Origin of the sequence: Luedemannella helvata (assembly GCF_039528415.1) — a bacterium.
Taxonomy (GTDB): Bacteria; Actinomycetota; Actinomycetes; order Mycobacteriales; family Micromonosporaceae; genus Luedemannella; species Luedemannella helvata.
On sequence record NZ_BAAALS010000011.1, the window covers coordinates 23,995 to 49,332 of the forward strand.

The 25,338-nt window shown below is 73.8% G+C and carries 20 protein-coding genes; 17 read left to right on the forward strand and 3 right to left on the reverse strand.

What is annotated here, in order from left to right:
- Positions 1-8: 8 nt before the first annotated feature.
- From ABD191_RS12940 to ABD191_RS12955, 4 genes are read left to right on the forward strand one after another with little or no spacing between them, the layout of a single operon-like run.
- Positions 9-911 (forward strand): serine/threonine-protein kinase, encoded by a 903-nt coding sequence (locus ABD191_RS12940; protein WP_425560710.1) that lies wholly within the window; start codon positions 9-11, stop codon positions 909-911.
- Positions 912-955: 44 nt separating this feature from the next.
- Positions 956-1,306 (forward strand): hypothetical protein, encoded by a 351-nt coding sequence (locus ABD191_RS12945; RefSeq protein ID WP_344080756.1) that lies wholly within the window; start codon positions 956-958, stop codon positions 1,304-1,306.
- Positions 1,300-3,174, forward strand: a complete 1,875-nt coding sequence (locus ABD191_RS12950) for a M91 family zinc metallopeptidase (RefSeq protein ID WP_344080759.1) — start codon at positions 1,300-1,302, stop codon at positions 3,172-3,174. Before ABD191_RS12945 ends, ABD191_RS12950 begins: the two co-directional genes overlap by 7 nt.
- A 1-nt stretch (position 3,175) precedes the next feature.
- On the forward strand, positions 3,176-3,778 hold the full coding sequence (locus tag ABD191_RS12955) for a hypothetical protein (protein WP_344080762.1): 603 nt from the start codon (positions 3,176-3,178) through the stop codon (positions 3,776-3,778).
- A gap of 63 nt (positions 3,779-3,841) precedes the next feature.
- Here ABD191_RS12955 and ABD191_RS12960 read toward each other — a convergent pair whose 3' ends face one another.
- On the reverse strand, positions 3,842-4,519 hold the full coding sequence (locus ABD191_RS12960) for a Crp/Fnr family transcriptional regulator (protein WP_344080765.1): 678 nt from the start codon (positions 4,517-4,519) through the stop codon (positions 3,842-3,844).
- Positions 4,520-4,633: 114 nt separating this feature from the next.
- On the opposite strand from ABD191_RS12960, the gene ABD191_RS12965 reads away from it, so the two are divergent.
- The 6 genes from ABD191_RS12965 to ABD191_RS12990 all read left to right on the forward strand — a co-directional run bounded on the left by ABD191_RS12965 (position 4,634) and on the right by ABD191_RS12990 (position 9,791).
- Positions 4,634-5,284, forward strand: coding sequence for an adenosylcobinamide amidohydrolase (locus ABD191_RS12965; RefSeq protein WP_344080768.1), 651 nt, complete (start codon positions 4,634-4,636; stop codon positions 5,282-5,284).
- A 93-nt stretch (positions 5,285-5,377) separates the two neighbouring features.
- The gene (locus ABD191_RS12970) at positions 5,378-6,583 is read left to right on the forward strand and encodes a CapA family protein (RefSeq protein ID WP_425560716.1); all 1,206 of its coding nucleotides are present in this window, start codon (positions 5,378-5,380) and stop codon (positions 6,581-6,583) included.
- 40 nt (positions 6,584-6,623) lie between these two features.
- The gene (nth, locus tag ABD191_RS12975; protein ID WP_344080774.1) at positions 6,624-7,364 is read left to right on the forward strand and encodes an endonuclease III; all 741 of its coding nucleotides are present in this window, start codon (positions 6,624-6,626) and stop codon (positions 7,362-7,364) included.
- The gene (locus ABD191_RS12980; protein ID WP_344080776.1) at positions 7,361-7,921 is read left to right on the forward strand and encodes a TlpA family protein disulfide reductase; all 561 of its coding nucleotides are present in this window, start codon (positions 7,361-7,363) and stop codon (positions 7,919-7,921) included. Before nth ends, ABD191_RS12980 begins: the two co-directional genes overlap by 4 nt.
- A 4-nt stretch (positions 7,922-7,925) precedes the next feature.
- Positions 7,926-8,564 carry an NUDIX hydrolase gene (locus tag ABD191_RS12985; RefSeq protein WP_425560711.1) on the forward strand — a complete coding sequence of 213 codons (639 nt, stop codon included), beginning with the start codon at positions 7,926-7,928 and terminating at the stop codon, positions 8,562-8,564.
- 39 nt (positions 8,565-8,603) lie between these two features.
- Positions 8,604-9,791, forward strand: a complete 1,188-nt coding sequence (locus tag ABD191_RS12990; protein ID WP_344080778.1) for a MarP family serine protease — start codon at positions 8,604-8,606, stop codon at positions 9,789-9,791.
- 38 nt (positions 9,792-9,829) lie between these two features.
- Here the strand turns inward: ABD191_RS12990 and eccCa are convergent, their stop codons facing one another.
- Positions 9,830-13,780, reverse strand: coding sequence for a type VII secretion protein EccCa (eccCa, locus tag ABD191_RS12995; RefSeq protein WP_344080781.1), 3,951 nt, complete (start codon positions 13,778-13,780; stop codon positions 9,830-9,832).
- A 121-nt stretch (positions 13,781-13,901) separates the two neighbouring features.
- On the opposite strand from eccCa, the gene ABD191_RS13000 reads away from it, so the two are divergent.
- From ABD191_RS13000 to ABD191_RS13025, 6 genes are all read left to right on the forward strand, one after another.
- Positions 13,902-14,762 carry a dihydrodipicolinate synthase family protein gene (locus ABD191_RS13000; protein ID WP_344080784.1) on the forward strand — a complete coding sequence of 287 codons (861 nt, stop codon included), beginning with the start codon at positions 13,902-13,904 and terminating at the stop codon, positions 14,760-14,762.
- Positions 14,762-15,766 carry a proline racemase family protein gene (locus ABD191_RS13005; RefSeq protein WP_344080787.1) on the forward strand — a complete coding sequence of 335 codons (1,005 nt, stop codon included), beginning with the start codon at positions 14,762-14,764 and terminating at the stop codon, positions 15,764-15,766. Before ABD191_RS13000 ends, ABD191_RS13005 begins: the two co-directional genes overlap by 1 nt.
- Positions 15,763-16,908 carry an NAD(P)/FAD-dependent oxidoreductase gene (locus ABD191_RS13010; protein WP_344080790.1) on the forward strand — a complete coding sequence of 382 codons (1,146 nt, stop codon included), beginning with the start codon at positions 15,763-15,765 and terminating at the stop codon, positions 16,906-16,908. Before ABD191_RS13005 ends, ABD191_RS13010 begins: the two co-directional genes overlap by 4 nt.
- A 252-nt stretch (positions 16,909-17,160) precedes the next feature.
- Positions 17,161-18,795, forward strand: coding sequence for an FAD-dependent oxidoreductase (locus ABD191_RS13015; protein WP_344080793.1), 1,635 nt, complete (start codon positions 17,161-17,163; stop codon positions 18,793-18,795).
- Between the two features lie 40 nt (positions 18,796-18,835).
- On the forward strand, positions 18,836-20,260 hold the full coding sequence (gene eccD, locus ABD191_RS13020) for a type VII secretion integral membrane protein EccD (RefSeq protein ID WP_344080796.1): 1,425 nt from the start codon (positions 18,836-18,838) through the stop codon (positions 20,258-20,260).
- 53 nt (positions 20,261-20,313) lie between these two features.
- Positions 20,314-21,198: a LamG domain-containing protein gene (locus ABD191_RS13025; protein WP_344080799.1), complete on the forward strand. Its 885-nt coding sequence runs from the start codon at positions 20,314-20,316 to the stop codon at positions 21,196-21,198.
- A gap of 55 nt (positions 21,199-21,253) precedes the next feature.
- Here ABD191_RS13025 and ABD191_RS13030 read toward each other — a convergent pair whose 3' ends face one another.
- Positions 21,254-21,802, reverse strand: a complete 549-nt coding sequence (locus ABD191_RS13030) for an inorganic diphosphatase (protein ID WP_344081150.1) — start codon at positions 21,800-21,802, stop codon at positions 21,254-21,256.
- Positions 21,803-21,897: 95 nt separating this feature from the next.
- Between ABD191_RS13030 and dacB the strand changes: the two genes are divergently transcribed.
- Entirely contained in the window at positions 21,898-25,305 is a 3,408-nt protein-coding gene (gene dacB, locus ABD191_RS13035; RefSeq protein ID WP_344080802.1) for a D-alanyl-D-alanine carboxypeptidase/D-alanyl-D-alanine endopeptidase, read from the forward strand.
- The last annotated feature ends 33 nt before the right edge of the window (positions 25,306-25,338 follow it).

Here is a 25,338-nt window from a genome sequence, read left to right on the forward strand (position 1 = left end):
TCCCCGGCTTGACCGGGCTTCGCGTCGTGGCGCGCGGCGGGTACGCGACCGTGTACCGGGCCGTGCAGGAGTCCATCGGCCGTGAGGTCGCCGTCAAAGTGGAGCACCGCACGCTGGAGAACGACCGCGACCAGCGCCGCTTCCTGCGCGAGGCGAAGGCGGCCGGGCAGATGTCATCGCATCCGCACGTGGTCGACCTGTTCGACGCGGGCGTGACCCACGACCTACACCCGTTCCTGATCATGGAGCTGTGCGACGGCACGTACGCCGACCGGCTCAAGCAGGGCCCGCTCACCCACCACGAGGCGCGGGACGTCGGCGCGAAGATCGCGGACGCGCTCGCCGACGCACACAGCCTCGGCATGGTGCACCGCGACGTGAAGCCCGCGAACATCCTCATCACCCGCTTCGGGGAGCCGGCCCTGGCCGACTTCGGCCTCGCGGTGCTGACGGAGACGCGGGACACCTCGATCACCCTGGAGCTGACGCCCGCGTACGCGGCGCCGGAGCTGTTCCACCACGCGCGCCCGGTGCCGGCGTCGGACGTCTACGCGCTGTGTTCCACGCTCTACGCGCTGCTGTCCGGCCGGCCGCCGCGCTGGCGGGAGGGCCACAACCCCACGCTCGTGTCCGTGATCGACCTGTTCGCCGAGCCGGTCCCGGACCTGCCGGGCGTGCCGGCCGAGCTGACGGCCACGCTGCGGCAGGGTCTCACGAACGACCCGGCCGCCCGCCCCACGGCGACGCAGCTGCGCGACACCCTCGGCGGCTTCCAGCGCGACCCGGATCCGACGTCGGCGCTCAAGCCGCTGCGGGTGATCCCGCCGCTCGGCGAGCGTCGCGACACATCGGACGAACCCACGCTCGCGCATCCCACGTTCGACGCCCCGCCGCCCTGGCTCGAGGACTGATTCCGGGCCCGCGCGAACGGCGCGGAATCGGTAGCATCCGTCGAATGGCGGACGAGGTACGGGCGAATCCGGAAGAACTCGCGAAGCTCGCGGGGACCACACTGGACACCTCGATCGCCCTCGGCGACGGGTGGACCGACGCGCGCACCGACCTCGCCGTCCCCGTGGCGGCGTTCGGCAACCTGGCCGCCAGCGCGGGTGCGTCGTCGGCACACACCACGGCGGTCGAGAACGCCGACACCGCCGTCGGGCGGCTGGTCGCGGTGTTCGAGGGCGATGTCGACCGGCTCTACCGGTGCGCCTTCACCTACCAGCAGGCCGATCAGGAAGCCGAGCGGAAGCTGCGCGAGGCCGAGCAGCGGCATCCGGCGAGGGAGCGCGAACGTCCATGGTGATTCCCGATACAGAGACGTACTCGCAGGTCAGCGTAGGCAACCTGTGGGACGTCAAGGCCAACCCCGGCGCCCTCACGGCCGCGGCCCTCGCGTGGCGCGCGTACGCGACCAGGGCCCGCGCGGCCCAGCAGGACGTCGACGAGCAGGCAGCCGGCCTCACCGGCAACGCGTGGCAGGGCGTGGCGGCCGACACCTACCACGCGCACCGGACCAAGCTCGGCACGGACGTGGCGACGACCGCGACCGCGGCCGACGCGATCGCGGGCACGATGGACACGATCGCGGGCTGGCTCACGGCCGCGCAGAGCATGCTCGACCGGCTGCTCGCCGAGGCCCGCGGCAAGGTGCCGCTGAGCGTCAACGGCGACACGGTCACCTTCCGCCCGACCACGCAGGAGCAGAACCAGGCCATCCAGCCGGCGATCAATGAGGCCAACGACGCCCGCGAGCACTACAACGCCGAGGTGCTGCGCTGCGTCGGCGAACTGAACGCGGCACGCGCGGCGCTGGCCCCTGTCTCGCGCGCGTGGGACACGGTCGCGCGCGGCACCAGCGACCCGTGGACCCTCCCGCCGGAGGCGAGCAACGGGGTCACCGTGATCCGCACCGGCGACGACGTCATCATCAACACCGGCGTCGACGACGACAAGGTCACCATCACGATCGACCCGAACACCGGCGAGCAGTTGGTCACCGTCAACGGCCAGACCTTCCGGTACCCGGCCAACGCGCACATCATCATGCGCACCGGCCCGGGCAACGACGAGATCACCGTGCCGGCCGGCACCAAGGTGGACCTCACGCTGCTCGGCGGCGAGGACGCCGACCGGATCACGTCCGGCGACGGGAACGACATCGTCCTCGGCGGTGACGGCGCCGACCGGCTGGAATCCGGCGCCGGCAACGACCGGGTCAGCGGCGGCGCCGATCGCGACTACCTCGACGGGTACAAGGGCGACGACCGGCTCTCCGGCGGCCTGGGCAACGACACCGTGTACGGGCTGTCCGGCAACGACCGGATCACCGGGGGCGAGGGCCGCGACTACCTGGAGGGCGGGACGGGCGACGACCTGCTCATCGGCGGCGCCGACAACGACATGATCTCCGGTGGCCGCGACAACGACACCATCCTCGCCGGCAGCGGCGCCGACTATGTCTACACCGGACACGGCGTCGACCGGGTCGACGGCGGCACCGGCACCTCAACGGCCACGGACAGCCCGGACGGCGACGTCGTCTACAGCCAGGCCGAGGACAGCGCGGAGAACGTCGAGCGCACCGTCACCATCGAGATCAAGGACCTCGGCAAGCACATCACGATCGAGGGCTCCGACGAGTTCAAGGAACGGGTGCAGGCCGACCTCGACATGCTCATGGCCTCCCCCCGAGGGCAGATGATGCTGGAGGCCCTCGACCAGGCCCACGAGAACACGAAGGCGCCCGCGGCGGACTGGCCGATCCTCGGCAACATCGCCTACCCGGGCGACACGTTCACGATCCGGGAGACCACGGCCGCCAACGGGTACGCCCACCGCAACGACACGACGTTCATCAAGACCTGGTCACAGCACCCGAGCATCGAGTACAACCCGGGGTTCGACACGATCCACGACGGGCCGCCGGTCGTGGTGCTCTTCCACGAGATGGCGCACGTCTACGACTTCGAGACGACGGGCCTGGACACCCGGATCTACACCGGTTCCGACAACCCGAACACCAGCAACTACGAGCGCAACGCGGCGGGCCTGCCGATCGACCACGACGGCGACCCGAGCACCCCGGCCATCATCGACCCCGACCAGCCGATCGACTACACGGAGAACGGGCTGCGGGAAGAGATGGGCGCGACCCCGAGGCCGAGGTACTGACATGACGCGCACCCCGTTGCGGCGCTGGGCGGCCGGCGCCCTGGGCGTGCTGGCCGCCCTGGCCGGCTGCGACCGCGCCACCGACCCGCCCGCCCCGACGCTCGATGTCACCCTGACGGTGCAGGCCAGGCAGGAGGCCGGCGCGCTGCTCATCGAATACACGCTGCTCAACCGGGAGCAGAAGGCCATCGTCGCGTTCACCGGGGTGCCGAGGTCCGAGACCCACGAGCCCGGCAACGTCGACCTGGACGCGGTCTACGTCACCGCGCGCGACGACGACAAGGTGGAGATCGCCAAGCGGGTCTTCGGGCTGCCCAAGGACCTGCACCCGGCGGTCCGCTTCATCGTGGAGGGCACGATCGTGCCCGCGGGGGTGAGCTTCGGCGAGACGGTCCGCGTGCCCTTGCCGCTGGCGGCCCGGCGCCCGTACGTCAGCGACGCCACCCTGCCGGCGCAGGTCAGGCAGGCCGTGTTCTGCGTGGGCGTGGCGACCGAGGGGACCGTCCAGCCGGAGCCCCAGTCGGCGACGCTCTTCACCCACAGCGACCCGGTCGCGGCGGCCCAGCAGCTCATCTGCAGCGACCCCTTCCCCGTGACCCCGTAGGCAGGGGCGGGCGCCGCACCGGGGGTGCGTAGGGACAATCTGTGAGCGTGGTGGGAGCGGCGGTCAGACGCGGGCGCGGCGGGCGAGGCGCTCCGGGTCGAGGATGATGACGCTCTTGCCGTCGAGGCGCAGCCAGCCGCGGGAGGCGAAGTCGGCCAGGGCCTTGTTCACGGTCTCGCGGGAGGCGCCGACGAGCTGGGCGAGCTCCTCCTGGGTGAGGTCGTGGGTCACCCGCAGGACGCCGCCGTCGCGGGAGCCGAACCGGCCGGCCATCTGCAGCAGGTTCTTGGCCACGCGGCCGGGCACGTCGGTGAAGATCAGGTCGGCGAGGGCGTCGTTCGTGCGGCGCAGGCGGCGGGCCAGCACGCGTAGCAGCTGCTCGGCGATCTCCGGGCGGTTGGTCAGCCAGGGGCGCAGGCTCGCCTTGCGCAGGCGGGCCAGGCGGGTGTCCACGATCGCGGTCGCGGTGGCGGTGCGCGGGCCGGGGTCGAACAGCGACAGCTCGCCGAGCATGTCGGACGGGCCCATCACGGAGATCAGGTTCTGCCGCCCGTCGGCCGCCCGCCGGCCCAGCTTGATCTTGCCGGAGAGCACGATATACAGGCTGTCGCCCGGTTCGCCCTCGTTGAAGACGACGTCACCCTTGCGGACCTCTACGGTCTCCATCTCCTTGGCGAGCGCCTCGGCCGCCTCGGGGTCGACACCCTGGAAGATCCCGCTGCGGGTCAATGTCTCGTCCATTGCCGCACCTCCACCGTCCGGCGAGTCTGCCGGACGGAGCCAGTCTAGGCACACCAGGGCGGGAAACTGACGCCGCCCTAGCAAATCGGTGATCTCCCGTTAATATCCCGGCCGATGGCACCGACCCGCACCAGCCGTATTGAGGATGGCAGGAACCTCCCCCTCCTGTTCTGGCGTTTCGCCGAACCCGCCCGGGCGATCTGCAGCGGCCCGCTCGGCGGGGGCGTCGGCGACCGGCAGTGGATCATCAACGCGACCGTTTCCCGCGAGTACTCCCGGATGGACCCGGACCGGCACCTGGCCGAGCTGGCCGACGGCCTGGGGCTGCGCGGACCCGGTGCCGGGCTGCTGACGGCCGTGGACGTCGGCGCGGTGGAGTTCGCGAACGACGGCGGGGTCGAGGTGGCCGCGACCGTCGGGCTGGGGCATCCGACCTGGGCCGCGGCGCCGGACGGTGACCTGCGCCACGGCATCGGCACGATCAACATCGTCGGGTGGGTCCCCGTGGCGCTCACGGACGCCGCGCTGGTCAATGCCGCGCTCACGGTCACCGAGGCGAAGGTTCAGGCCCTGTGGGAGTACGGGCTGGAAGCGACCGGTACGGCCAGCGACGCGGTCGTGGTCGCCTGCCCGGCGGCCGGGCCGGCCGAGCCGTTCGGCGGACCGCGCTCCACGTGGGGTGCCCGCCTGGCCCGGGCCACTCACCAGGCCGTTCTCGCGGGTACGGCCGCGTGGCCACCTGCGTGGGGTCACCCGTTCGAGTAGCCTGGCGTCACCCCGCCCTGCCTCCCGGAACGTGACCCGATAGTGACTGTTTACGGACGCCCGTACCTGCCGCCCGAAGAGGACCCCCCGGCCATCACGCCGCCCGCCGCCGACAACAAGCGGCGAGGGCCGCTGCTGGCCGTCGTGGCGCTGCTCGTGCTCGGCCTGGTCGGCGCGGCCGTCGCGGGCGGCGCGTCCTTCGGCCCGGACGCGCCGACGGCCGGCTGGCTGGCGCCGGCCAGCGCAGGCGCGCCGTCGGGCGCCCCGAAGCCGTCCGCCCCGGAGGACGACGGGACCATCACCCTCGCCGGGGTCGGCGATGTGATCATGGGCTCGGCGCCGGGCGACCTGCCGCCGGGCGGCGGCAAGGGCTTCTTCGACCGGGTCCGCACCTCGCTGAAGGCCGACCTGGTCATGGGCAACCTGGAGACGCCGCTGTCGGGCGACACCGGGTACGTGAAGTGCGGGTGGGAGACGCCCACCCCGGGGCCGGGCAACCCGTCGCCGAGCCCGCGCCCGGCCGCGAACTGCCACCAGTTCAGCCTGCCGACCTCGTACGCCGGGCACCTGAAGGACGCCGGGTTCGGGGTGATGAACCTGGCCAACAACCACACCTTCGACATGGGCCGCGCCGGGCTGGACAACACCCGCAAGGCGCTGGAGAAGCAGGGCATCGCGCACACGGGCGCGCCCGGCCAGATCACGTACCGCACGGTGAAGGGCGTCAAGGTCGCCGTCATCGGGTTCTCGATCTACGGCTGGACGCAGAGCCTCAACGACATCTCCGGCAGCGCGTCGCTGGTGCGCAAGGCCGCCAAGAACGCCGACATCGTGGTGCTCCAGATGCAGGGCGGCGCGGAGGGCTCCGACAAGCAGCACGTCAAGCGCGGCCACGAGATCTTCGCCGGCGAGGACCGCGGCGACCTGATCACCTTCACCCACAAGATGATCGACGCGGGCGCCGACGTGGTGTTCGGGCACGGGCCGCACATCATGCGCGGGATGGAGTTCTACAAGGGCCGGCTCATCGCGTACAGCCTGGGCAACTTCTGCGGGTACCGGGTGCTGCGCGGCACCGGCTACCTGGGCGTCGGCGGCATCCTCAAGGTTCGCCTGAAGCCGGACGGCACGTGGGTCAGCGGCACCCTCGTCCCGACCGAGATGGTCAACGGCGGCTACCCGGCGGTCGACAAGGAGAAGCGGGCGCTGTCGTTCGTCAACGGGCTGTCCGAGGACGATTTCGGCGACAACGCGGCCCGCATCGACAAATCGGGCAAGATCACGCCACTGTCGCCGTAGGCGGCGGTCCGCTGTCGGGGCGGGGCGGTAGCTTGGGTGCGTGAAACCGCTCGAGGAGACCCCGCTCGCGCTCAAGCGTCGCGCCCGGCGCATGGCGCGCACGCTGGCGCTCACTCACCCGGACGCGCACTGCGAGCTCGACCACACCAACGCGCTGGAGTTGTCGGTCGCCACGATCCTCTCCGCGCAGTGCACCGACGAGCGGGTCAACCAGGTCACCCCGAAGCTGTTCGCGCGCTACCCCACGGTGGCCGACTACGCCGGCGCCGACCGCGCCGAGCTCGAAGAGATGATCAAGTCGACCGGGTTCTTCCGGAACAAGGCCAACAACATCATCGGCTTCGCCCAAGGGGTCATGGAGCGCTACGACGGCGAGATCCCCAACAAGCTCGCCCAGCTGGTCACGCTGCCCGGCTTCGGCCGCAAGACGGCCAACGTCGTGCTCGGCAACGCCTTCAACGTGCCCGGCCTGACGGTCGACACCCACTTTCAACGGCTCGTCGGCCGGTTCAAGTGGACCGACGAGAAGGACCCGGTGAAGATCGAGCACGCCGTCGGCAAGCTGATCGAGCGCCGCGACTGGACGATGCTCTCCCACCGGCTGATCTTCCACGGCCGGCGCGTGTGCCACGCCCGCAAGCCCGCGTGCGGAGCGTGCCCGCTCGCCAGGGACTGCCCGGCCTACGGCACCGGTCCCATCGACCCGGCCGCCGCGGCGGCCCTCGTCAAGGGCGACCGCGCCGCCGAGATCATCGCGATGGCGCGGGCCGGCCAGGCATGAGGCGGTTGCTCGCCGTCGCGGCCGCGCTGTCCGCGCTGGTCCTGGCCGCGTGTTCGGGTACGGGCGACGAGCGCGCGCAGGAGTCGTCGCCCTTCGCGGCGTGCCCTCCCGCCGCGCCCACGTCCACCGCGCCGGCCGGCGGCACGCCTGTGCCCGACATCGCGCTGGACTGCTTCGCGGGCGGCCCGCGGGTGAGCCTGCGCACGCTCGGCCGCCCCGCCGTCGTGAACTTCTTCGCCTCCTGGTGTGCCCCCTGCCGGGCCGAACTGCCCGCCGTGCAGCGACTGGCCGACACCGGGCAGGTCCTCGTGCTGGGCGTCGTCACCCGCGACACCCGGTCGGCGGCGGCCGACCTCGCCACGGAGACGGGCGTGCGCTTCCCGGCCGTCTTCGACCCCGACCAGGCGCTGCTCGCCCGGCTCGGCCGCACCGCGCTGCCGGTGACCCTGTTCGTCGACGCCACCGGCCGCATCGCCCACGTCCACACCGACGCCGCCCTGAGCGATGCCACCCTGACCCAACTGGTCCGCGACAAGCTCCATGTGGACCTGCCGTGACGCGGTGACGAGCCCGGCCCTCAACCTGCCGGCGTGGTGGGACCCCCTCGCCGCGCGGGCGCTCGACGCGCGCCGGGCCGACTTCACCCGCTGGTCCACCCCGGCCGTGGGCGGGCGCCCCAGCGCCGTACTCGTGTTGTTGGGAGAGTCCGACGGCGAGCCGGACGTGCTGATCCTGCAACGCGCCGCGCGGATGCGTTCACACGCCGGGCAGCCAGCCTTCCCCGGCGGAGGGGCCGAACCCGGGGACGCTGACGCCGTGGCGACGGCCCTGCGGGAGGCGAACGAGGAGGTCGGGTTGCAGCCGCCCAGCGTGACCGTGGTCGCGACGTTGCCCCGGCTGTGGATCCCGGTGAGCGGGTTCGTGGTCACCCCCGTCCTGGCCTGGTGGCACGCGCCACATCCGGTGGCCGTGATGCAGCCCGAGGAGGTGGCCCGGGTCGAGCGCATCCCGATCGCCGAACTGCTCGACCCGGCCAACCGGGGCCGGGTGAAGCACCCGAGCGGGTTCGTGGGGCCGGCGTTCGCGGTGCGGTCCATGGTGGTCTGGGGCTTCACGGCCGGCATCCTGGACACTCTGTTCGAGCTGGCCGGCTGGACCCGGCCCTGGCGGCCCGGTCGGCTGATTCCCCTCGCCGAGTGACGTCCTCGGCACGTGGCGCGACGACCGTACTCTTGCGGGATGTTCGGCAGCGTAGTTGATCTTCTACTGGTGTTCCTCGTCGTGCTGTTCGCGATCAACGGGTACCGCCAGGGCTTTCTCGTGGGCGCGCTGTCGTTCGTCGGCTTCTTCGGCGGCGCGCTGATCGGCCTGCAGGTGGCGCCGCTGATCGTCGACCGGTTCGAGCAGCCGCTCGGGCGCATCGTCGTCTCGCTGATCATCGTGTTCGGCATCGCGCTGGGCGGCCAGGCGATCGCCGCGTGGGCCGGCAACCGCCTGCGACGCGCGATCAACAGCCCGGTCGGGCGTCGGCTTGACGACAGCGGCGGCATCCTCGTGTCCGTACTGGCCCTGCTGCTCGTCGCCTGGATGATCGCCGCGCCGCTCGGCTCCTCGGCGCTGCCCGGCGTCGCCAAGGCCGTCCGCAACAGCGCGATCCTGCACGGGGTCGACACCGTCATGCCGGACGCGGCCCGCTCGCTCTACAACGGACTGCGCGACTCGATCGCCGACAGCGACTTCCCGGACGTGTTCGGCGGCCTCACCCCCACGGACGTCACCGAGGTGCCGGCGCCCGACCCGCAGCTCGCCAAGTCCGCCGCCGTGGCGACCGCCAAACGCTCCTCCGCCAAGATCCTTGGTACGGCGCCGTCGTGTTCGCGGCGCATCGAGGGCTCCGGTTTCGTCTACGCCCCCGAGCGCGTGATGACGAACGCGCACGTCGTGGCGGGCACCAAGGGCGCCCTCTCCGTCGAGATCAACGGCCGGCGCTCGCGGGGCAATGTCGTGCTCTACGACCCGCAGCGTGACCTCGCCGTCGTGCACGTGCCCGGGCTGACGGCGCCCGTCATGCCCTGGGCCGGCGCCGAGGCCGACAGCGGCGACGACGCGATCGTGGTGGGCTTCCCGCTCAACGGGCCGTTCACGGCCACCTCGGCGCGCGTACGCGACGCCCGCAAGGTGCGCGGTCCCAACATCTACGACAACGCGACAGTGACCCGCGAGGTCTACACGCTGCGCTCCAAGGTCCGCAGCGGCAACTCCGGCGGCCCGCTCATCACGGAGGACGCCAAGGTCCTCGGCGTGATCTTCGCGGCGGCGGTCGACGACCCGAACACGGGCTTCGCGCTGACGGCCGAGGAGGCCGCCCCGGTCGCGGACGCCGGCGCCACCCGTACGGAGCCGGTCGCCACCGGTTCCTGCACCTGACCCCGCCGTTCCCGCCCGAACCCTGGCGGGCCGGGAGGTCAGTCGACCGGGAGGTGGGCCAGCTGGACCAGGCGGGCGCCCTCCTTGCGGGTGACCAGCCAACCGCGGCCGGGCGGCTGGGGGGACGGCCGAACGGCGCCCACCAGCGGGCCCTCGTTACGGTCGCCGGACATCACCAGGCCGGGTGAGGCCAGCTCGCGCAGGGTCTTGAGCAGCGGGTCGAAGCTCGCCATGCCCGCGCCGCCGGCACGGCGGGCCGCGATGACGTGCAGGCCCACGTCACGGCCGTGCGCCAGATGCTCGACCAGGGGCAGGATCGGGTTGTTCGGCCCGGTGGCCACCAGGTCGTAGTCGTCGATCAGCACGAAACACTCCGCCCCGGTCCACCACGAGCGGGTACGCAACTGTTCGGCGGTCACGTCGACACCGGGCCGGCGCTCGTGCAGCTTGCGGCTCAGCGCCTCCATGAGCGCCTCCGTGTGCTCGGCGGCCGTACCGTAGCCGACCTCGTAGTCCTTCGGCACCGCGCCCAGCAGGCTGCGCCGGTAGTCCACCAGCATGATCTTCGCGCGGTCCGGCGTGAAGCGGCGCGTCAACGACTCCGCGATCACCCGCAGCACGTTCGACTTGCCGCATTCGCTGTCGCCGTAGACGACCAGGTGCGACTCGGCCGCGAAGTCCAGCAGCACCGGGCGCAGATCGTTCTCGGCCAACCCCAACGGCAGCGCGAACTCCGTACCCACCGGACGGCCGATGCCCTGCGCGTCCGGCACGACGAAGGAGGTGTAGTCGACCAGCGGCGGCAGCAGCCGTACCGCCTGGGCGCGGTCGCCGGCCCATGCCGCGTCGATCGCCTTCACCAGCTCGTCCGGCCCCATGGCGGTCAGTTGCGGCAGGGCGGTCATCAGATGCGCGCCGTCGCTGGTCAGGCCCCGGCCGGGCGCCGCCTTCGGAACGGCCTCGGCGCGGGCCCGCCCGGCCACCGAATCGGCCGCGTCGCCGAGGCGCAGCTCCAGCTTCGCCCCGAACAGGTCCGTCATGGAGCTGCGGAAATCCAGCCACCGGTTGCCCGTGGCGACGAGGTGGATGCCGTAGCTCAGCCCACGGGTGGCCAGGTCGATGACGATCGGCTCCAGGTCCTCGAAGTCGTGCCGAAGCGTCTGCCACCCGTCGACGAGCAGGACCACGTCGCCGAACTCGTCCTCGGCGACCGCGACGGTGGAGTCGAAGTCGGCCGGGCGGCGCAGCCTTCGGAACGTCGCGATCGAGTCGATGCCCCGGGCCGCGAAGCGCCGCTCCCGGTCGGCGAGCAGCGTCGCGACCTCGCCCACCGTGCGGCGTACGGCAGCCGCGTCGAGCCGGCCCGCGACCCCGCCGACGTGCGGCAACCCGCGCAGCGTGGCCAGCCGCCCGCCACCGAAGTCCAGGCAGTACACCTGCACCTCGCGCGGCGTGTGGGTGAGCGCGAGCGCCGTCACGAGCGTGGCCACGGCGGTGGACTTGCCGCTCTGCGGGGCGCCCACGATGCCCACATGCCCGGCCGCCCCCGCCAGGTCGAGCCAGCACACGTCGTGGCGCTGCTCGAACGGCTTGTCGACGAGCGCGACAGGCACCTGCAGGGCGCCGCGCAGCGACGGGTTGGCCACGGTCAGGCCGCGCATACCCCGGCCCGGGGTGTCGACCGTGACGATCGCGCCGAGCAGGTCGTCGAGGCTCGGCGCCCGGTCCAGCGGCGGCAGCCACACCTTGTGCGCGGCCGGGCCGCGTCCGCGCATGCCGGCGACCAGCAGCTCCAACAGGCTCTCGGGCGCCTCGATCTCCAGCGGAGTCGCCTCGGCGGGCGCGCCCGCCACGTGGTGGGTGTGGTAGTCGAGCACCCCCGTCGCGGCGCCCGCGACCGCCCCCGCCGCCCCGCGCCGGCGGTACCGTCCCGACACGTACGCGGCCTTGAAGCGGGTCAGCGGCCCGCCGCCGAACGTCAGGTACCCGTGCCCGGGCGCGGCCGGCAGTTCGGCGGCGTCCGGGGCCTTCAGCACGGCCCGCGAGTCCATGGCGTGCTGGGTACGCAGGCTGATGCGCAGGTTGAGCTGCCCCTCCAGCCCGCGCGTGCGCCCCTCGTCGAACTTCTGGGTGGCCAGCAGCAGGTGCATGCCCAGCGACCGGCCCTGCCGGGCGATGCGGTCGAACAGCTCCGCGAACGCCGGCTTGCGCGCGATCAGCTCGGTGAACTCGTCACAGACGATGACGAGCGTGGCCAGGGCGGGCAGGTCGGCGCGCGCGGCCCGGCGGTACTCGCGCAGCGACGACAGGTTGCCCGCCCGGTTGAGCAGCTCGCTGCGGCGCGCCAGCTCGCCCTCCAACACCTCGCCGAAGCGGTCGACGAGCGGCAGCTGCTTCTCCAGGTTGGTGATCAGCGCGGAGGTGTGCGGCAGCTGATCCAGCGCCGAGAAGGTGGCGCCGCCCTTGAAGTCGACGAGGACGAAGTTCAGCTCCTCGGACGAGTGGGTGGTGGCCAGCCCCAGCACGAGGGTGCGCAGCAGCTCCGACTTGCCCGACCCGGTGATGCCGACGAGCATGCCGTGCGGGCCCATGCCGTCCTCGGCGGACTCCTTCAGGTCGATGTGGACCGGCCCGCCGTCGGTGCCCGTACCGATGGGGACCCGCAGGAACTCGCGCCGCGAGCGGGGTCGCCACAGCGCGGCCACGTCCACCGCGGTCGCGTCGGGGATGCCGAGCAGCTCGGCGAGGTCGAAGTCGCGGGCCAGCGGGGCGTGCTCCTTCGCGGCGCCGGCCAGGCGCAGCGGGGCCAGGCGGCGGGCCAGGGTCTCGGCCTCCACGAGGCTCAGCGTGTCGACGGTGCCGACCCGGGCGCGTTCGTCGGCGGTCACGGTGGACAGCACCCCGGCCGCGTCCGCGCTCAGGACGATCGTGCCCGCGTCCAGCGGTGCCGGCGGCGGCCCGCCGAGGTCCACGAAGGTCACCGCGTCCAGGCCGGAGCCCAGGTGGGCCGACCCGGCCGTGTCGCCGCCGTCGATGAGCAGCACGACCTGCGGGGCGGCGCTCCCCGCGACACCCGGCGTCGCCCGCTTGCGGGTCGCGACCACGTCCGCGAGCAGCTCGTCGAGTTCGGTGAGCGAGGCCGCGAGGAGCCGGCGCGGGCCCAGCGCGTCCGTTTTGGTGGGGTGCAGCGCGTGGGGCAGCCACTTGAGCCAGTCCCAGGCGGGCCGCTGGTCGGCGGCCACGCACGCCGCGATGATCAGGTCGTCGGGGGCGTGGAAGGTGGCGAGCTGGGCGACCATGGCGCGGGCCAGCGGGCGCGCGTGCGCCGGGGAGTCGAGCACGACGCGGGTGAAGCCGCGCAGGTTGAGCGCGACGGGCAGGTCGGGCACCACGGCGTACGCGTCGAGGAAGCGCCGCACCGCGCCGGTCGTGACCGGTTCGAGGTTGGCCGTGGGGTCGAAGTCGGGCGCGATCAGCTCGCTGCCGAGTGCCTGCGGGCCCAGCCCGATCCGGACGACCGCGAAGTCACGGTCGGTGGGGCGCCGTTCCCAGACCCGGGGCCCGAACGCCTCCGACCACAGCGCCTGCGGGTCGGGGTGATGGTGCGCCAGGGCGGTGCGCTGCGCGACGATCGCCGCCCGTACGGTGCGCCGCAGCCCGGCCAGGTAGCGCAGATAGTCGCGGCGGGCCTGGATCAGCTCGGCCTTGTGGGGGCCGTTCTGCCCGCCCCAGTTGGTGATCAGCATGCCGAGCGTGGACAGCCCGAACAGGCCCCCGACCACGTACGTGTACGTCCCCGCGCCCTTCTGGCCGCTGAACATGAGAGCGGTCGCCACCGTGCCGGCGAGCAGCGGCAGCACGGTCAGCCACTGCTGCCAGCGCTGGCCGGTGGGCTGCGGGATCACCGGGGGCGGCTCGATGGCGATCTCGCCGGTGGGCATCGGTGGCGCGGGCCGGCGCGGCGGCCGCGTGATGATGACCGTACCCATGGGCCTCGATGTTAGGGGTCGGTGCCGCTGCGTGTCGGCCCCGTCCCGGACCGTGTGCGTAATCAGCTGCACACAATCGGGGACTGTGCAGGTCAGGCCTTGATCAGCCACACTGGCGGTCATGATGCCGTGGCATGGGGTGCTGGTGGCGACCGCGCTGCCGCTCCGCGAGGACCTGACCATCGATTTCGACGCGTACGCCGAGCACGTGTCCTGGCTTGTGACCAGCGGCTGCCAGGGAGTGGTGCCCAACGGTTCGCTGGGGGAGTACCAGACCCTGACGGAGGCGGAGCGCGTCCAGGTGATGATGACGGCCCTGTCGGCCGACGGCGGGGGCGTGGTCGTGCCCGGCGTCGCGGCCTACGGGTCGGCCGAGGCCCGTCGCTGGGCCGAGCGCGCGGGCGAGGCGGGCTGTCCGGCCGTCATGCTGCTGCCGCCGAACGCCTACCGGGCCGACCGCCGCGCCGTGCTCGCCCACTACCGGGAGGTCGCGAAGGCCGGCCTGCCGATCGTGGCGTACAACAACCCGATCGACACCAAGGTCGACCTCACCCCGGAGCTGCTGGCGGAGCTGCACAACGAGGGCCTGATCGTCGGCGTGAAGGAGTTCACCGGGGACGTGCGGCGCGGGTACGAGATCGCCGAGGCGGCGCCCGGCCTCGACGTGATCGCCGGCTCGGACGACGTGGCGCTGGAGCTGGCCCTGGCCGGTGCCAAGGGCTGGATCTCCGGCGTGACGAACGCCCTGCCGGCCGAGTGCGTGGCGTTCTGGGAGGCGGCCGTGAAGGGCGACCTGGACACGGCCCTGCCGGCCTACCGCGAGTTGCACCAGCTGCTGCGCTGGGACTCCAAGACCGAGTTCGTCCAGGCGATCAAGCTGATGATGGACGAGGTCGGCCGGTACGGCGGCCCGTGCCGGGAGCCCCGCGTCCCGCTCACCGACGAGCAGGCGGCGCTTCTGCGCTCCCAGATGTCGCGCTGATGCGTACCCGGAGGGTCTTCCACGCGGTCGACTCGCACACGGAGGGCATGCCCACCCGGGTGATCACCGGCGGGGTCGGGGTGATCCCGGGCGCGACGATGGCCGACAAGCGGGTGCACCTCATGACGGAGCTGGATCACCTGCGCACGCTGTTGATGTTCGAACCGCGCGGTCATTCGGCCATGTCGGGCGCGATCCTGCAGCCGCCGACCCGCCCGGACGCCGACTTCGGGGTGCTGTTCATCGAGGTGTCGGGCTGCCTGCCGATGTGCGGACACGGCACGATCGGCGTGGCCACCGTCCTGGTCGAGACCGGCATGGTGCCGGTGACGTCGCCGGTCACCACGATCCGCCTGGATGTGCCGGCGGGTCTCGTCGTCGTCGACGTGGCCGTACGCGACGACGGCGCCGCGACCGGCGTGACCATCCGCAACGTCCCGTCGTTCCCGGTCGCGCTCGACGCGTCCGTGGCGGTGCCGGGTCTCGGGGAGGTCGGCTACGACCTGGCCTTCGGCGGCAACTTCTACGCCATCGTGGCGTTGGAGAAGCTCGGCCTGCCGTTCGACCGGGCCGCCAAGACCCAGCTGCTGGACGCCGGCCTGGCCATCATGGCGGCGATCAACGAGGCCGGCGAGCCGGTGCATCCCGAGCAGCCGGAGATCCGTGGCTGCCACCATGTCTACCTGGCCGCTCCCGGTTCGGACGCGCACCGCTCCCGCCATGCGATGGCGATCCACCCCGGCTGGTTCGACCGCTCCCCGTGCGGCACGGGCACGTCGGCGCGCATGGCGCAACTGTGGGCGCGCGGCGAACTGCCGCTGGGCCGCGACTTCGTCAACGAGTCGTACCTGGGCCGCCCGTTCATCGGCCGTCTCGTCGAGGAGACCACGGTGGCCGGCCGCCCCGCCGTGGTGCCGGCCGTGACGGGCCGCGCGTGGATCACGGGCACCGCTCAGTACATGCTCGATCCCGAGGACCCGTTCCCGGCGGGCTTCTTGCTGTGACCCCGGACGTCGTGGTCGTCGGCGCCGGCATCGTGGGCGCCGCGTGCGCCTACCACCTGTCGCGGGCCGGCCTGCGGGTGACGGTGCTGGAGCGGGGCGCGGTCGCCGGCGGGACGTCCGGCTCCGGTGAGGGCAACCTGCTCGTCTCCGACAAGGAACCCGGCCCGGAGCTGGCGCTCGCGATGCGCTCGAACGCCCTGTGGCTGGCGCTCGGGGAGGAGGTCGGCGGCTTCGAGCTGGAACCCAAGGGCGGCGTGATGGTGGCGTCCAGCGCCGCCGCCATGTCCGGGCTCGCGTCACTCGCCCTCAACCAGGGGGCGTACGGGGTGACAGCGCGCCTCCTGTCCGAACCCGACCTGCGCGAACTGGAGCCGCACCTGGCCCCCGGCTTCGCGGGCGGCGCCTTCTACCCCCAGGACATGCAGGTGCAGCCGATGCTGGCGACGGCGAACCTGCTGGTCCGGTCGGGCGCGACCGTCCACTGTGGTGTTGAGGTGACCGGTTTGCGCCGCGCGGGCGGCCGGGTGACCGCCGTGGAGACCGCGTCGGGCGACGCCATCTCGACACCGGTGGTCGTGAACGCGGCCGGCACGTGGGCGGGCTCGGTGTTCGCGAGCGCGGGCGTGCGGCTGCCGATCGCGCCGCGCCGCGGCTTCATCCTGGTCACCGAGCCGCTGCCGCCGTTGATCCGGCACAAGGTCCAGGACACGGAGTACCTGGCGAATGTGGCCAGCGACGACGCCGGGCTGCAGGCGTCGGCGGTCGTGGAGGGCACGGCCGCGGGCACGATCCTGATCGGGTCGACCCGCGAGCGGGTGGGCTTCGACCGGACGTTCTCGCTGCCCGCCCTGCGCCTGTTGGCCGCCAACGCGCTGCGCCTGTTCCCCGCGTTGGCGGGCGTCAGCGCGATGCGCGCGTACCGGGGCTTCCGTCCGTACTCTCCTGATCATTTGCCGGTGATCGGCGCGGACCCGCAGGTGGCGGGACTGTGGCACGCCTGTGGCCATGAGGGCGCCGGGATCGGCCTCGCCCCCGCCACGGGCGAACTCATCACGGCCCTGGTGACCGGCGCGCAGCCCGCCGTGGACCCGGCCCCGTTCGCCCCCGCCCGCTTCGCCGCCCCGCCGCCAGACGGTAACTGAGGGTGCATTTTGTGGGACCTCACGCTGCGTGCTGCTCCTGCCCGCCGACGGCTGGCCGCTCCACTCCCTTTGCTCTGCTTACATATAGGCATCACGGAGGCTGACCAGCCATGATGGATTCTTGTCCGGTTTGTCGGGCATTACGGAGCGTGCTGCTTCCTCTGAGTAAGCAGAGCAAAGGGGGCGGGGGAGCACATGGGCGGCGGGCCGGCGTGGTGACTCTCAGTGATCCAGGCGGGGAGAGGTGACGTCATGACGGATGGGGGAGCCGCGGTCCAGTGGTGTGGGCGGAGCGTGCCGGTGGGCGACGGGCAGAGCGTCGCCGGGGTGCTGATGGCCGGCGGGGTGGGCGGGTGGCGAACGACCCGGGGCGGCGGGCGGCCGCGCGGGCTGTTCTGCGGGATCGGGGCCTGCTTTGACTGCCTGATCACGGTGGACGGGGTGCCGCATCAGCGGGCCTGTCAGGTGCCCGCCCGGGCGGGCATGGTCCTCACGCCGGACGAGCCGGGGGTCGGGGCGGCGCCAACGGAGGCGGGCAGCGACACGCGGGTCGAGGTCGAGGTCGCCGTGGTGGGGGCCGGGCCGGCGGGGATGGCGGCCGCTGGGGCGGCACTGGGCGCCGGGTGTTCGGTCGCGCTGGTCGACGCGGGAACCCGACCTGGGGGGCAGTTCTGGCGGCACCGCGAGGGGGAACCGCCGAGGGGACGCGCGTTCGGGGAGTTGGCGGCCGCGCTCGACGACAGGCGGCTGATCCGGCTCGTCGACTCGGCCGTGTGGTTCGCCGAGGCCGCCGGCGACGAGGGCTTCCGGCTGCACACGACCGACGCGGTCGTCACCGCCCGGCGGGTGGTGATCGCGACAGGCGCGTACGACCGGGTGTTGCCGTTCCCCGGGTGGGACCTGCCGGGCGTCGTGACGGCCGGCGGGGCGCAGGCGCTGCTGAAAGCGTCCGGCGTACCCGTCGGGCGGCGGGTCGTCGTCGCCGGTGCCGGGCCGTTCCTGCTGCCCGTGGCCGCCGCGCTCGCCGAGGCGGGGACCACGGTGCCGCTCGTCGCCGAGGCCGGGGACCCACGCCGGTACGCGGCCGAACCAGCGGCGCTGCTCACCGCGCCCGGCAAGGTCGTCGAGGGCGCCCGGTACGCGGCGACGTTCGCGCGGCACCGGGTGCGCTACCGGACCCGGCGCGCCGTCACGGCCGCGCACGGCGACGGCGCCGTCGAGGCGGTCACCGTGAGTCGGCTCGACCGCGAGGGTCGGCCCGTACCCGGCGACGAGCAGACGATCCCGTGCGACGCCGTGGCGGTCAGCTTCGGGTTCGTGCCGCAACTCGAACTGGCCCTCGCGCTGGGCTGCGGGACGCGGCTCGACGTCGACGGCAACCTTGTCCTCGCGGTCGGGGCCGACCAGCGCACCACTGTGGACGGTGTGTACGCGGCGGGAGAGGTCACCGGGGTCGGCGGGTGGGCTCTGGCCGTCGTCGAGGGACAGCTCGCCGGCGCGGCGGCGGCCGGCGCTGCCGCCCGTACCCCCTGGGTGAAACGGAGGGCGAGGTTGCGGCGGTTCGCCACCGCGATGCACCGCGCGCACCGCGTGCCCGCCGGCTGGACCCGGTGGGTGACCGACGCGACGCTCGTCTGCCGGTGCGAGGAGGTCACGGCAGGCGCGGTCCGCGCGGCCGTCACCGAGCTGGGCGCGACCGACGCGCGTGCCGTCAAGCTGCTCGCCCGGCCCGGCATGGGCTGGTGCCAGGGGCGGATGTGCGGGCACGCGACGGCGTGCCTGACCGCGCAACTCCGCGGACGGGAGCCGGACGCGGCCGACCTCGCCGCGTTCGCGCACCGGCCGCTCGCGCAGCCCGTCACCCTCGGTGAGCTCGCCGGAGACTGACGGGTACCGATGCGCTGGCGAATCGTGGTAGGACGGTGCGGTGACCGCCACGACCAGCGGCGTGGCCCGCGTGACCATCCGCGCCCCGCGCCGCCGCCTCGATCTCGTCGTGCCCGACCAGGTGCCGCTCGCCGAGGTGCTGCCCGAGCTGCTGCGCCGGGCCGGCGAGGCCGGCGAACTGCGCCCGCCCGCCGGGGCCGGGTTCCCGCCGCAACCGCACGGGCCATTGACCCAGGCGGCCGGCGGCTGGGCGCTGCGCCGGGGCGACGGCGCCGCGCTGGCCGGGGACAGCCCGCTCGCGCAGCAGGGGGTACGCGATGGTGATGTGCTCTACCTCGTGCCGCGTGCCATGCTGTGGCCCGAGCCGGCGTACGACGACGTGGTCGAGGAGATCGCGGCCAGCGCCCGGGGGCGGGGACACGCGTGGGACGCCACCACCACCCGGACGGTGGCCCTCGTCGCGGCCGGGGCCGTGCTGCTCGGCGGGCTCATCGCACTGCTCACCCTCGGGCCGCCGTGGTCCGTGCCCGGGACGATCGCGCTGTTCGCCGCCGTCGTCCTCATCGGACTCGGCGTCCTGCTCTCGCGCGCCCTCGGCGACGGGGTCACCGGGGCGGCCAGCGCCGGGTTCGGCCTGCCGTACGCGGCGGCGGGCGGGGCGCTGCTCGTCGCCGGCGACCCGCCGCTGCGCTCCGCCGGGCCGGGGGCCCTCGTGGTGGGCGCCGCCGCGCTGCTGTTCGCCTCGGTCCTCGGGGCCGTCGGGGTCGGCCACGGCCTGCGCGTCTTCGCGGCCGGGGTCACGGTCGGGGCGTTCGGCACGCTCGGCGCCGTACTCGCGGCGCTGATCTCCGGGCGCGGTGGGGCGGCCGTGCTGACCGTGGCCGTCGTCGCCGGGATCGGGGCGGCGCCCGTGCTCGCCGTCCGGCTCGGGCGGCTGCCGCTGCCCGTCGTGTCCGCGTCCCCGGAGACCCTCGCCGCCGAACGGCGGCCGGACCGCCCGCAGATCCGCGCGGCCGTGACCCGCGCCGACGAGCTGCTCATCGGCGCGCTGGCGGGCATCGCCCTGCTCGCCGTCGCGTGCGTCGTCGCGCTCGGGCCGCGAGGTGCCGGCCCGGCGCTCGGCGCGGTCGCCGGCCTCGCCCTGCTGCTGCGTTCCCGCCTGTTCCCCACGGTGGCCGCCCGGCTGCCGCTCGTCGCCGGTGGGCTGGCGGCCCTCGCCGTGGCCGGCTGGGCGCTGCTCGGTGGCGCGTCCACGACCGTCCGGCTGCTCGCCGTGGCGGTCGCCCTGGTCACGGTCGCCGCGCTGATCGCGACGGCCGCGCTCGCCCCGCGCCGCCGCGGGGACGGCTCGCCGTACCTCGCGCGGCTCGCCGACATCCTCGACATCGTCGCCGTGGTCGCGCTCGCCCCGCTGGCGTGCGTGGTGCTGGACCTCTTCGCCTGGGTACGCGGCCTGGCCGGGTGACCTTGGCCATTTCCGCGAGACCATCTCGCCGATGACGTCGTTATTCGGGCGAGATGAGAGGAAGACGTACCGTCCTGAGTGTCGCGGCGCTCGTCACCGTGTCGGCCGTTCCGACCGCCGTCGCGGCGAGGACCGGCGTCCTGGCCTCCGTCGTGCCCGACGAACTGCTGCCGCCTCAGGTCATCGCTCGAGGGCTGCCGGCGTCCCCGTCCGCGCACCCGGTGCCGCCGGCCCCGCCGCCATCCGCCGCTCCGCCGGTTGCCGGGCAATGGCGGGTTGTCGCCCGGTACACGTTTGACCGGGGCCTCGGCGAGGGTGTCGTGCGCGACGACTCCGGCCACGGGCACACGCTGGAGGTCGCGAGCCGTAACGGCGGCCGCATCGTGCCCGCCGTACGGGGCGAGGGCCTCGCGGTCCGCTACCCCCGGCCGTGCTACCCGTGGATGGCCGTACGCGTACCCAAAGCGGCGGCCAGCTGCCCGCGCGCCGTACTGCAGGCGGACAGCTCCGAGGACCTGAACCCGGGCACACGGCCGTTCTCGTGGGGCGCCATGGTGCAGTTGTCGGCCACCGCCACGAGCCCGGGCGAGAACATCCTGCAGAAGGGCCTGCGCACCCGTACGGGACAGTTCAAGCTGCAGGTCGACGGCGCCGCCGGCTACCCGAGCTGCGTGCTCACGGAGACGCGCACCGCGCGGTTCCACCGGGCGTTCGGCCAGCGGACCGTCGCTGACGGCCAGTGGCACCGTGTCGACTGCGTGCGCACCCGCAACCGGCTGTCTATCTTCATCGACGGCCGGCCCAACGACCACCGGCGGATCCCGCCGACGCTGCGGATCAGCAACTCGATGCCGCTGCGCATCGGCGGCAAGGGCGTGCTGCGCGGCAACGACCAGTTCAACGGCGCGGTCGACAACGTGTACGTCGCGAGGGGCTGAAACGCGGAACGAGGCGCTCCCTGTCCGAAGGGAGCGCCTCGTTCCGCGTCGATGCTCAGTGCGTGCCGGGGCCGACGCCGCCGTAGGGGACGACCTCCACCTCGTCCAGTTCGCCGGCCTCGATCGCCTCCTCGTGTCGCTTCCACGACAGGCGCACCTCGGCCTCGGCCTCGGCGCGGCCGACCCACGTGGCGCCCTCGACGCTCTTGCCGGGCTCCAGCTCCTTGTAGACCTCGAAGAAGTGCTGGATCTCCTTGCGGTCGAACTCGGGCAGGTGGTGGATGTCGCGCAGGTGCTCCTGGCGCGGGTCGTCCGCGGGTACGCAGAGGACCTTGTCGTCCCCGCCCGCCTCGTCCTTCATCCGGAACATGCCGATCGCCCGGCACCGGATGAGGCAGCCTGGGAAGGTGGGTTCCATGACGAGTACGAGCGCGTCGAGAGGGTCGCCGTCGTCGCCCAGGGTGCCCTCGATGAAGCCGTAGTCGGCCGGGTACTGCGTGGCGGTGAACAAGGTTCGATCGAGCCGGATCCGGCCCGTTTTGTGGTCAACTTCGTACTTGTTGCGCTGCCCCTTCGGGATCTCGACCGTGACGTCGAAGTCCAACATCGCACTCCTCCGGGCTCAATGACGGCAGCCGCTGGGCCGGCTTTACGGTTAGTGTCGCGCAGAGACATCGGGGGCACGGGAAGGAGGGTCCGGTGACGAGTACCGAATCACACCCGGACGCTGAGCCCGCAGGCCATGACTCCGGCCCTCCGGACTCGCCGGAGGAGCGTCCCGGCACCGGCGTGGTCCGGCCCGGCACCGGCGTGGTCCGTCCGGGAACGGGCGTCGTCCGGCCCGGAGCGAGCGCGGCCGCGTCCGCCGCCGTGCCCGAGATCGAGCCCGACCTCGGCCCGATCCACGTGGTACTGCCCAAGATCGAACTTAAGCCGGCCAAGCAGAACCTGCTCGACAAGCTGGTAGCCCCCAAGAGCAAGAAAAAGAAAAACAAGAACAAATCCGATAGTACGGGCGAAATGCCCGTTGTACGCGGCGACGACCCGCCGGCGGATGCGACGAACACGTTCCCCGTGGTGCCGGCCGCCCCGCCGCCGGTCGCGCCCCCGGCCGCCCCGCCCGCCGCGGCCCGCCCGGCGCCCCCCATGCCCCCGGCCGCACCGCCGCCCCCCATGCCGGCGCCGCCGCCCCCCACGCAGGCGCCACCACCGCCCCCGGCCGCCGTGCGCCCCACGGCGCCATTACCGGCTGCCGCCACACGCCCCACCCCACCACCGGCCGCAGCGACACGCCCCACCCCACCGCCGGCCGAGCCACCGACCGTGCCGTCCGCGCTCGACGTCCGGCGGCCCGGCGCCTCCGCGCCGCCGCCCGCGTCCGCGCCCGCCGCGCAGCAGCTACGTCCCGAGCTGGATGTCCGTCGACCGGGCGACCCGGCCGTTGACGTCCCGCGTCCCGAGCTGGATGTCCGCCGGCCCGGTGCCTCGGGCGGCCCAGCCGGCGATGCCGTTCGTCCTGAGCTGGACGTTCGTCGGCCCGGTGGGTCAGGCGGCCCTGCCGACGACATCGTGCGTCCCGCCGCGGCCGCGAAGGCGGCGGCCGCGCCCGTCCGGCCCGCCCCGCAGCCGCCGCCCGCAGCCGAGCCGATCGTTCCCGTGGCCCCACCGCGTCCCGAGCCCACGGCCGCCCCCGCCGCGCCGCCGCGCCACGACCCTCCCACCATTCCGGTCGCCTCGCCGCGCGTGGACCCGCCGACCGTCCAGGTGCCGCCACGGGTGGACCCGCCGACGGTCCAGGTGCCGCCGCGGGTGGACCCGCCGACGGTCCAGGTGCCGCCGCCCGCGGCACGCACCCCGATCGCGCCGCCGCCGGTTCAGCAGGCGCCGGTTCAGCAACCGCCGCAGGCGTCGCCGCCACCCGCTGCCGCGGCCGGGCCGTCCGCACCCCCGGCACCGGATGTGCGGCGGCCGGGCCGCCCCACGCCCCCGCCGCCGGCGACGTTCGGTGCCGACCAGGCCGCGCCGCCGCGTACGCCGGGCGTACCGAAGGCCCCGCCGCCGGCGCAGTTCCCGGTCGCCGAGCCACCCGCCGCCCGTCCCGGCCGGGACACCCCGTCCGAACCCGACCAGCGCCGCGATCCGCGCTTCGGTCCGCAGGCGGGCGAAGAGAGCGGCTGGCGTGACGACTACCGGGCGGACCAGCGGCGCGACGCCTCCACGGACTACCGCCCGGACACGCGGCGCGACGCGTCCCCGGACCACCGCGCCGACCAGCGGCGCGACGCGTCCACGGACCACCGGGCGGACGCGCCTGTGCGCGGCGACCAGGGGCGTCGTGGGGCCGGGGCGGCGCCGCCGGCCCACCCGGGCACGGCGCCGCACGGTCAGCCGGGTGGGCCGCACCACGGCCCGGCGTCCGAGCCGCCGCCCGGCCGTCCCGGTCGCGGCACAGCGCAGGCACCGCCGCGCCGCACGAGCGGCCGACCGCCGGTCGACCGTCCCGCGGCCCGCACACCGGAGGCCCCCTGGGCGGACGAGCGCGCGCCCGCCGACCGCAACCGGCCGGCCGAGTACGGGCCGGCCGCCAAGCGGGAACGGTCCGACCCGCAGGGCTGGGACCAGCGCGACCGCGCCCGGGGCTGGGACGACGCCGACTGGCAGCGCGACGCCGAGCGGGACCGTGGGGACGCGCGCGAGGTGGGCGTACTCGCGGATGATGCCCTCGGGGAGCGCAAGCCGCGCCGCGGCCGGTTGATCGCGGCGGCCGCGATCGTCGCGGCCGTCGGGCTGACGGCCGGTGGGGTCGCCAGCGCGAACTTCACCGGGCAGGCCACATGGCTCGGATCGCCGCTGCCGGCGTCGGCGGGCGGGCCGGTCCTCGGCGCGCTCGTTGAGGACGCGCCCGCGCCCGACCCGGCGAAGCTCGCCGCGCGGGTGGACGGGCTGCTGGCGGACTCCCGGCTCGGCAAGCATGTGACCGCGTCGGTCGTGGACGTGTCGACCGGCGACAGCCTGTACGAGCGGGAGGCGTCCGCGGCGACCGTGCCGGCCTCGACGACGAAGATCGTGACGGCGGCGGCGGTGCTGGCCGCGCGCGGGCCGCACTACCGGATCGAGACCACCGTCGTCGAGGGCAGCACGCCCGGGGAGGTCGTCATCGTGGGCGGCGGTGACCCGGCGCTCGCGGTGAACGAGAACATGCAGTACCCGGGCGCGGGCCGGCTGGACAAGCTGGCCAAGCAGGTCGTCAAGGCGCTCGGCGACCAGGCGCCGACGCGGGTCGTCGTCGACAATTCGGCGTACAGCGGGTCGACGGCGGGGCCGGGCTGGTACAGCTCGGACCTCAAAGCGGGCTACATCGCCAACATCACGGCGCTGATGACGGACGGCGCGCGGCGCGACGCGACGAGCACCGCGCCGAACGCGGCCCGCTACGACCGGCCGGACCTCGCGGCGGGGCAACTGTTCGCCAAGGAACTGGGGCTGCCCGCCAGCGCGGTGACGATCCGCAACGGCGCGGCCGTGGACGGGGCGCGGGAGCTGGGCAAGGTGTCCTCCCCGACGATCGCGACCCTCGTCGAGCGCATGCTGCTGACCAGCGACAACATCGTGGCCGAGATGCTGGCCCGGCAGGTCGCGCTCGCTAAGGGGATGCCGGGCAGCTTCGCCGGCGCCGCCGAGGCCACCCGCGAGGTCCTGGTCGAACTGGGACTGCCGACCGACGGGTACGGGCTGGTCGACGGGTCGGGCATGTCGCACGGCAACAAGCTGTCGGCCAGCCTGCTCACCGCGATCGTGGCGAGGGCGGCCAGCGACGACGCGCCCCAACTCCGGCCGCTCATCACGGGCCTGCCGGTGGCCGCGTACTCGGGCACGCTCTACGACCGGTACCGCTCCAGCAGCGCGGGCGCCAAGGCGGCCGGGACGGTCCGGGCCAAGACGGGCACTCTCAGCGGGGTGACGGCGCTGGCCGGGCTCGCCGTGGACGCCGACGGGCGGCTGCTCGCGTTCGCGCTCATGGCCGACCAGACCGACAAAACCTCCGACCGGGGTAAGTACGCGCTCGACAGCGCGGCGGCGGCCATCGTGACGTGCGGCTGCCCATGATGGCGGGCGTCGGGTTCGCCCCGCGCGGGTAAC

Excerpts from the sequence above, each read along its gene's own strand:
- ABD191_RS13005 (WP_344080787.1), top strand. The coding sequence starts at position 14,762 with ATGCGTACCCGGAGGGTCTTCCACGCGGTCGACTCGCACACGGAGGGC.
- ABD191_RS12965 (WP_344080768.1), top strand. The coding sequence starts at position 4,634 with ATGGCACCGACCCGCACCAGCCGTATTGAGGATGGCAGGAACCTCCCC.
- ABD191_RS13000 (WP_344080784.1), top strand. The coding sequence starts at position 13,902 with ATGATGCCGTGGCATGGGGTGCTGGTGGCGACCGCGCTGCCGCTCCGC.
- ABD191_RS13015 (WP_344080793.1), top strand. The coding sequence starts at position 17,161 with ATGACGGATGGGGGAGCCGCGGTCCAGTGGTGTGGGCGGAGCGTGCCG.
- ABD191_RS12950 (WP_344080759.1), top strand. The coding sequence starts at position 1,300 with ATGGTGATTCCCGATACAGAGACGTACTCGCAGGTCAGCGTAGGCAAC.
- ABD191_RS13025 (WP_344080799.1), top strand. The coding sequence starts at position 20,314 with ATGAGAGGAAGACGTACCGTCCTGAGTGTCGCGGCGCTCGTCACCGTG.
- eccCa (WP_344080781.1), bottom strand. The coding sequence starts at position 13,780 with ATGGGTACGGTCATCATCACGCGGCCGCCGCGCCGGCCCGCGCCACCG.
- ABD191_RS12955 (WP_344080762.1), top strand. The coding sequence starts at position 3,176 with ATGACGCGCACCCCGTTGCGGCGCTGGGCGGCCGGCGCCCTGGGCGTG.
- ABD191_RS12945 (WP_344080756.1), top strand. The coding sequence starts at position 956 with ATGGCGGACGAGGTACGGGCGAATCCGGAAGAACTCGCGAAGCTCGCG.
- ABD191_RS12980 (WP_344080776.1), top strand. The coding sequence starts at position 7,361 with ATGAGGCGGTTGCTCGCCGTCGCGGCCGCGCTGTCCGCGCTGGTCCTG.
- ABD191_RS12990 (WP_344080778.1), top strand. The coding sequence starts at position 8,604 with ATGTTCGGCAGCGTAGTTGATCTTCTACTGGTGTTCCTCGTCGTGCTG.
- ABD191_RS12960 (WP_344080765.1), bottom strand. The coding sequence starts at position 4,519 with ATGGACGAGACATTGACCCGCAGCGGGATCTTCCAGGGTGTCGACCCC.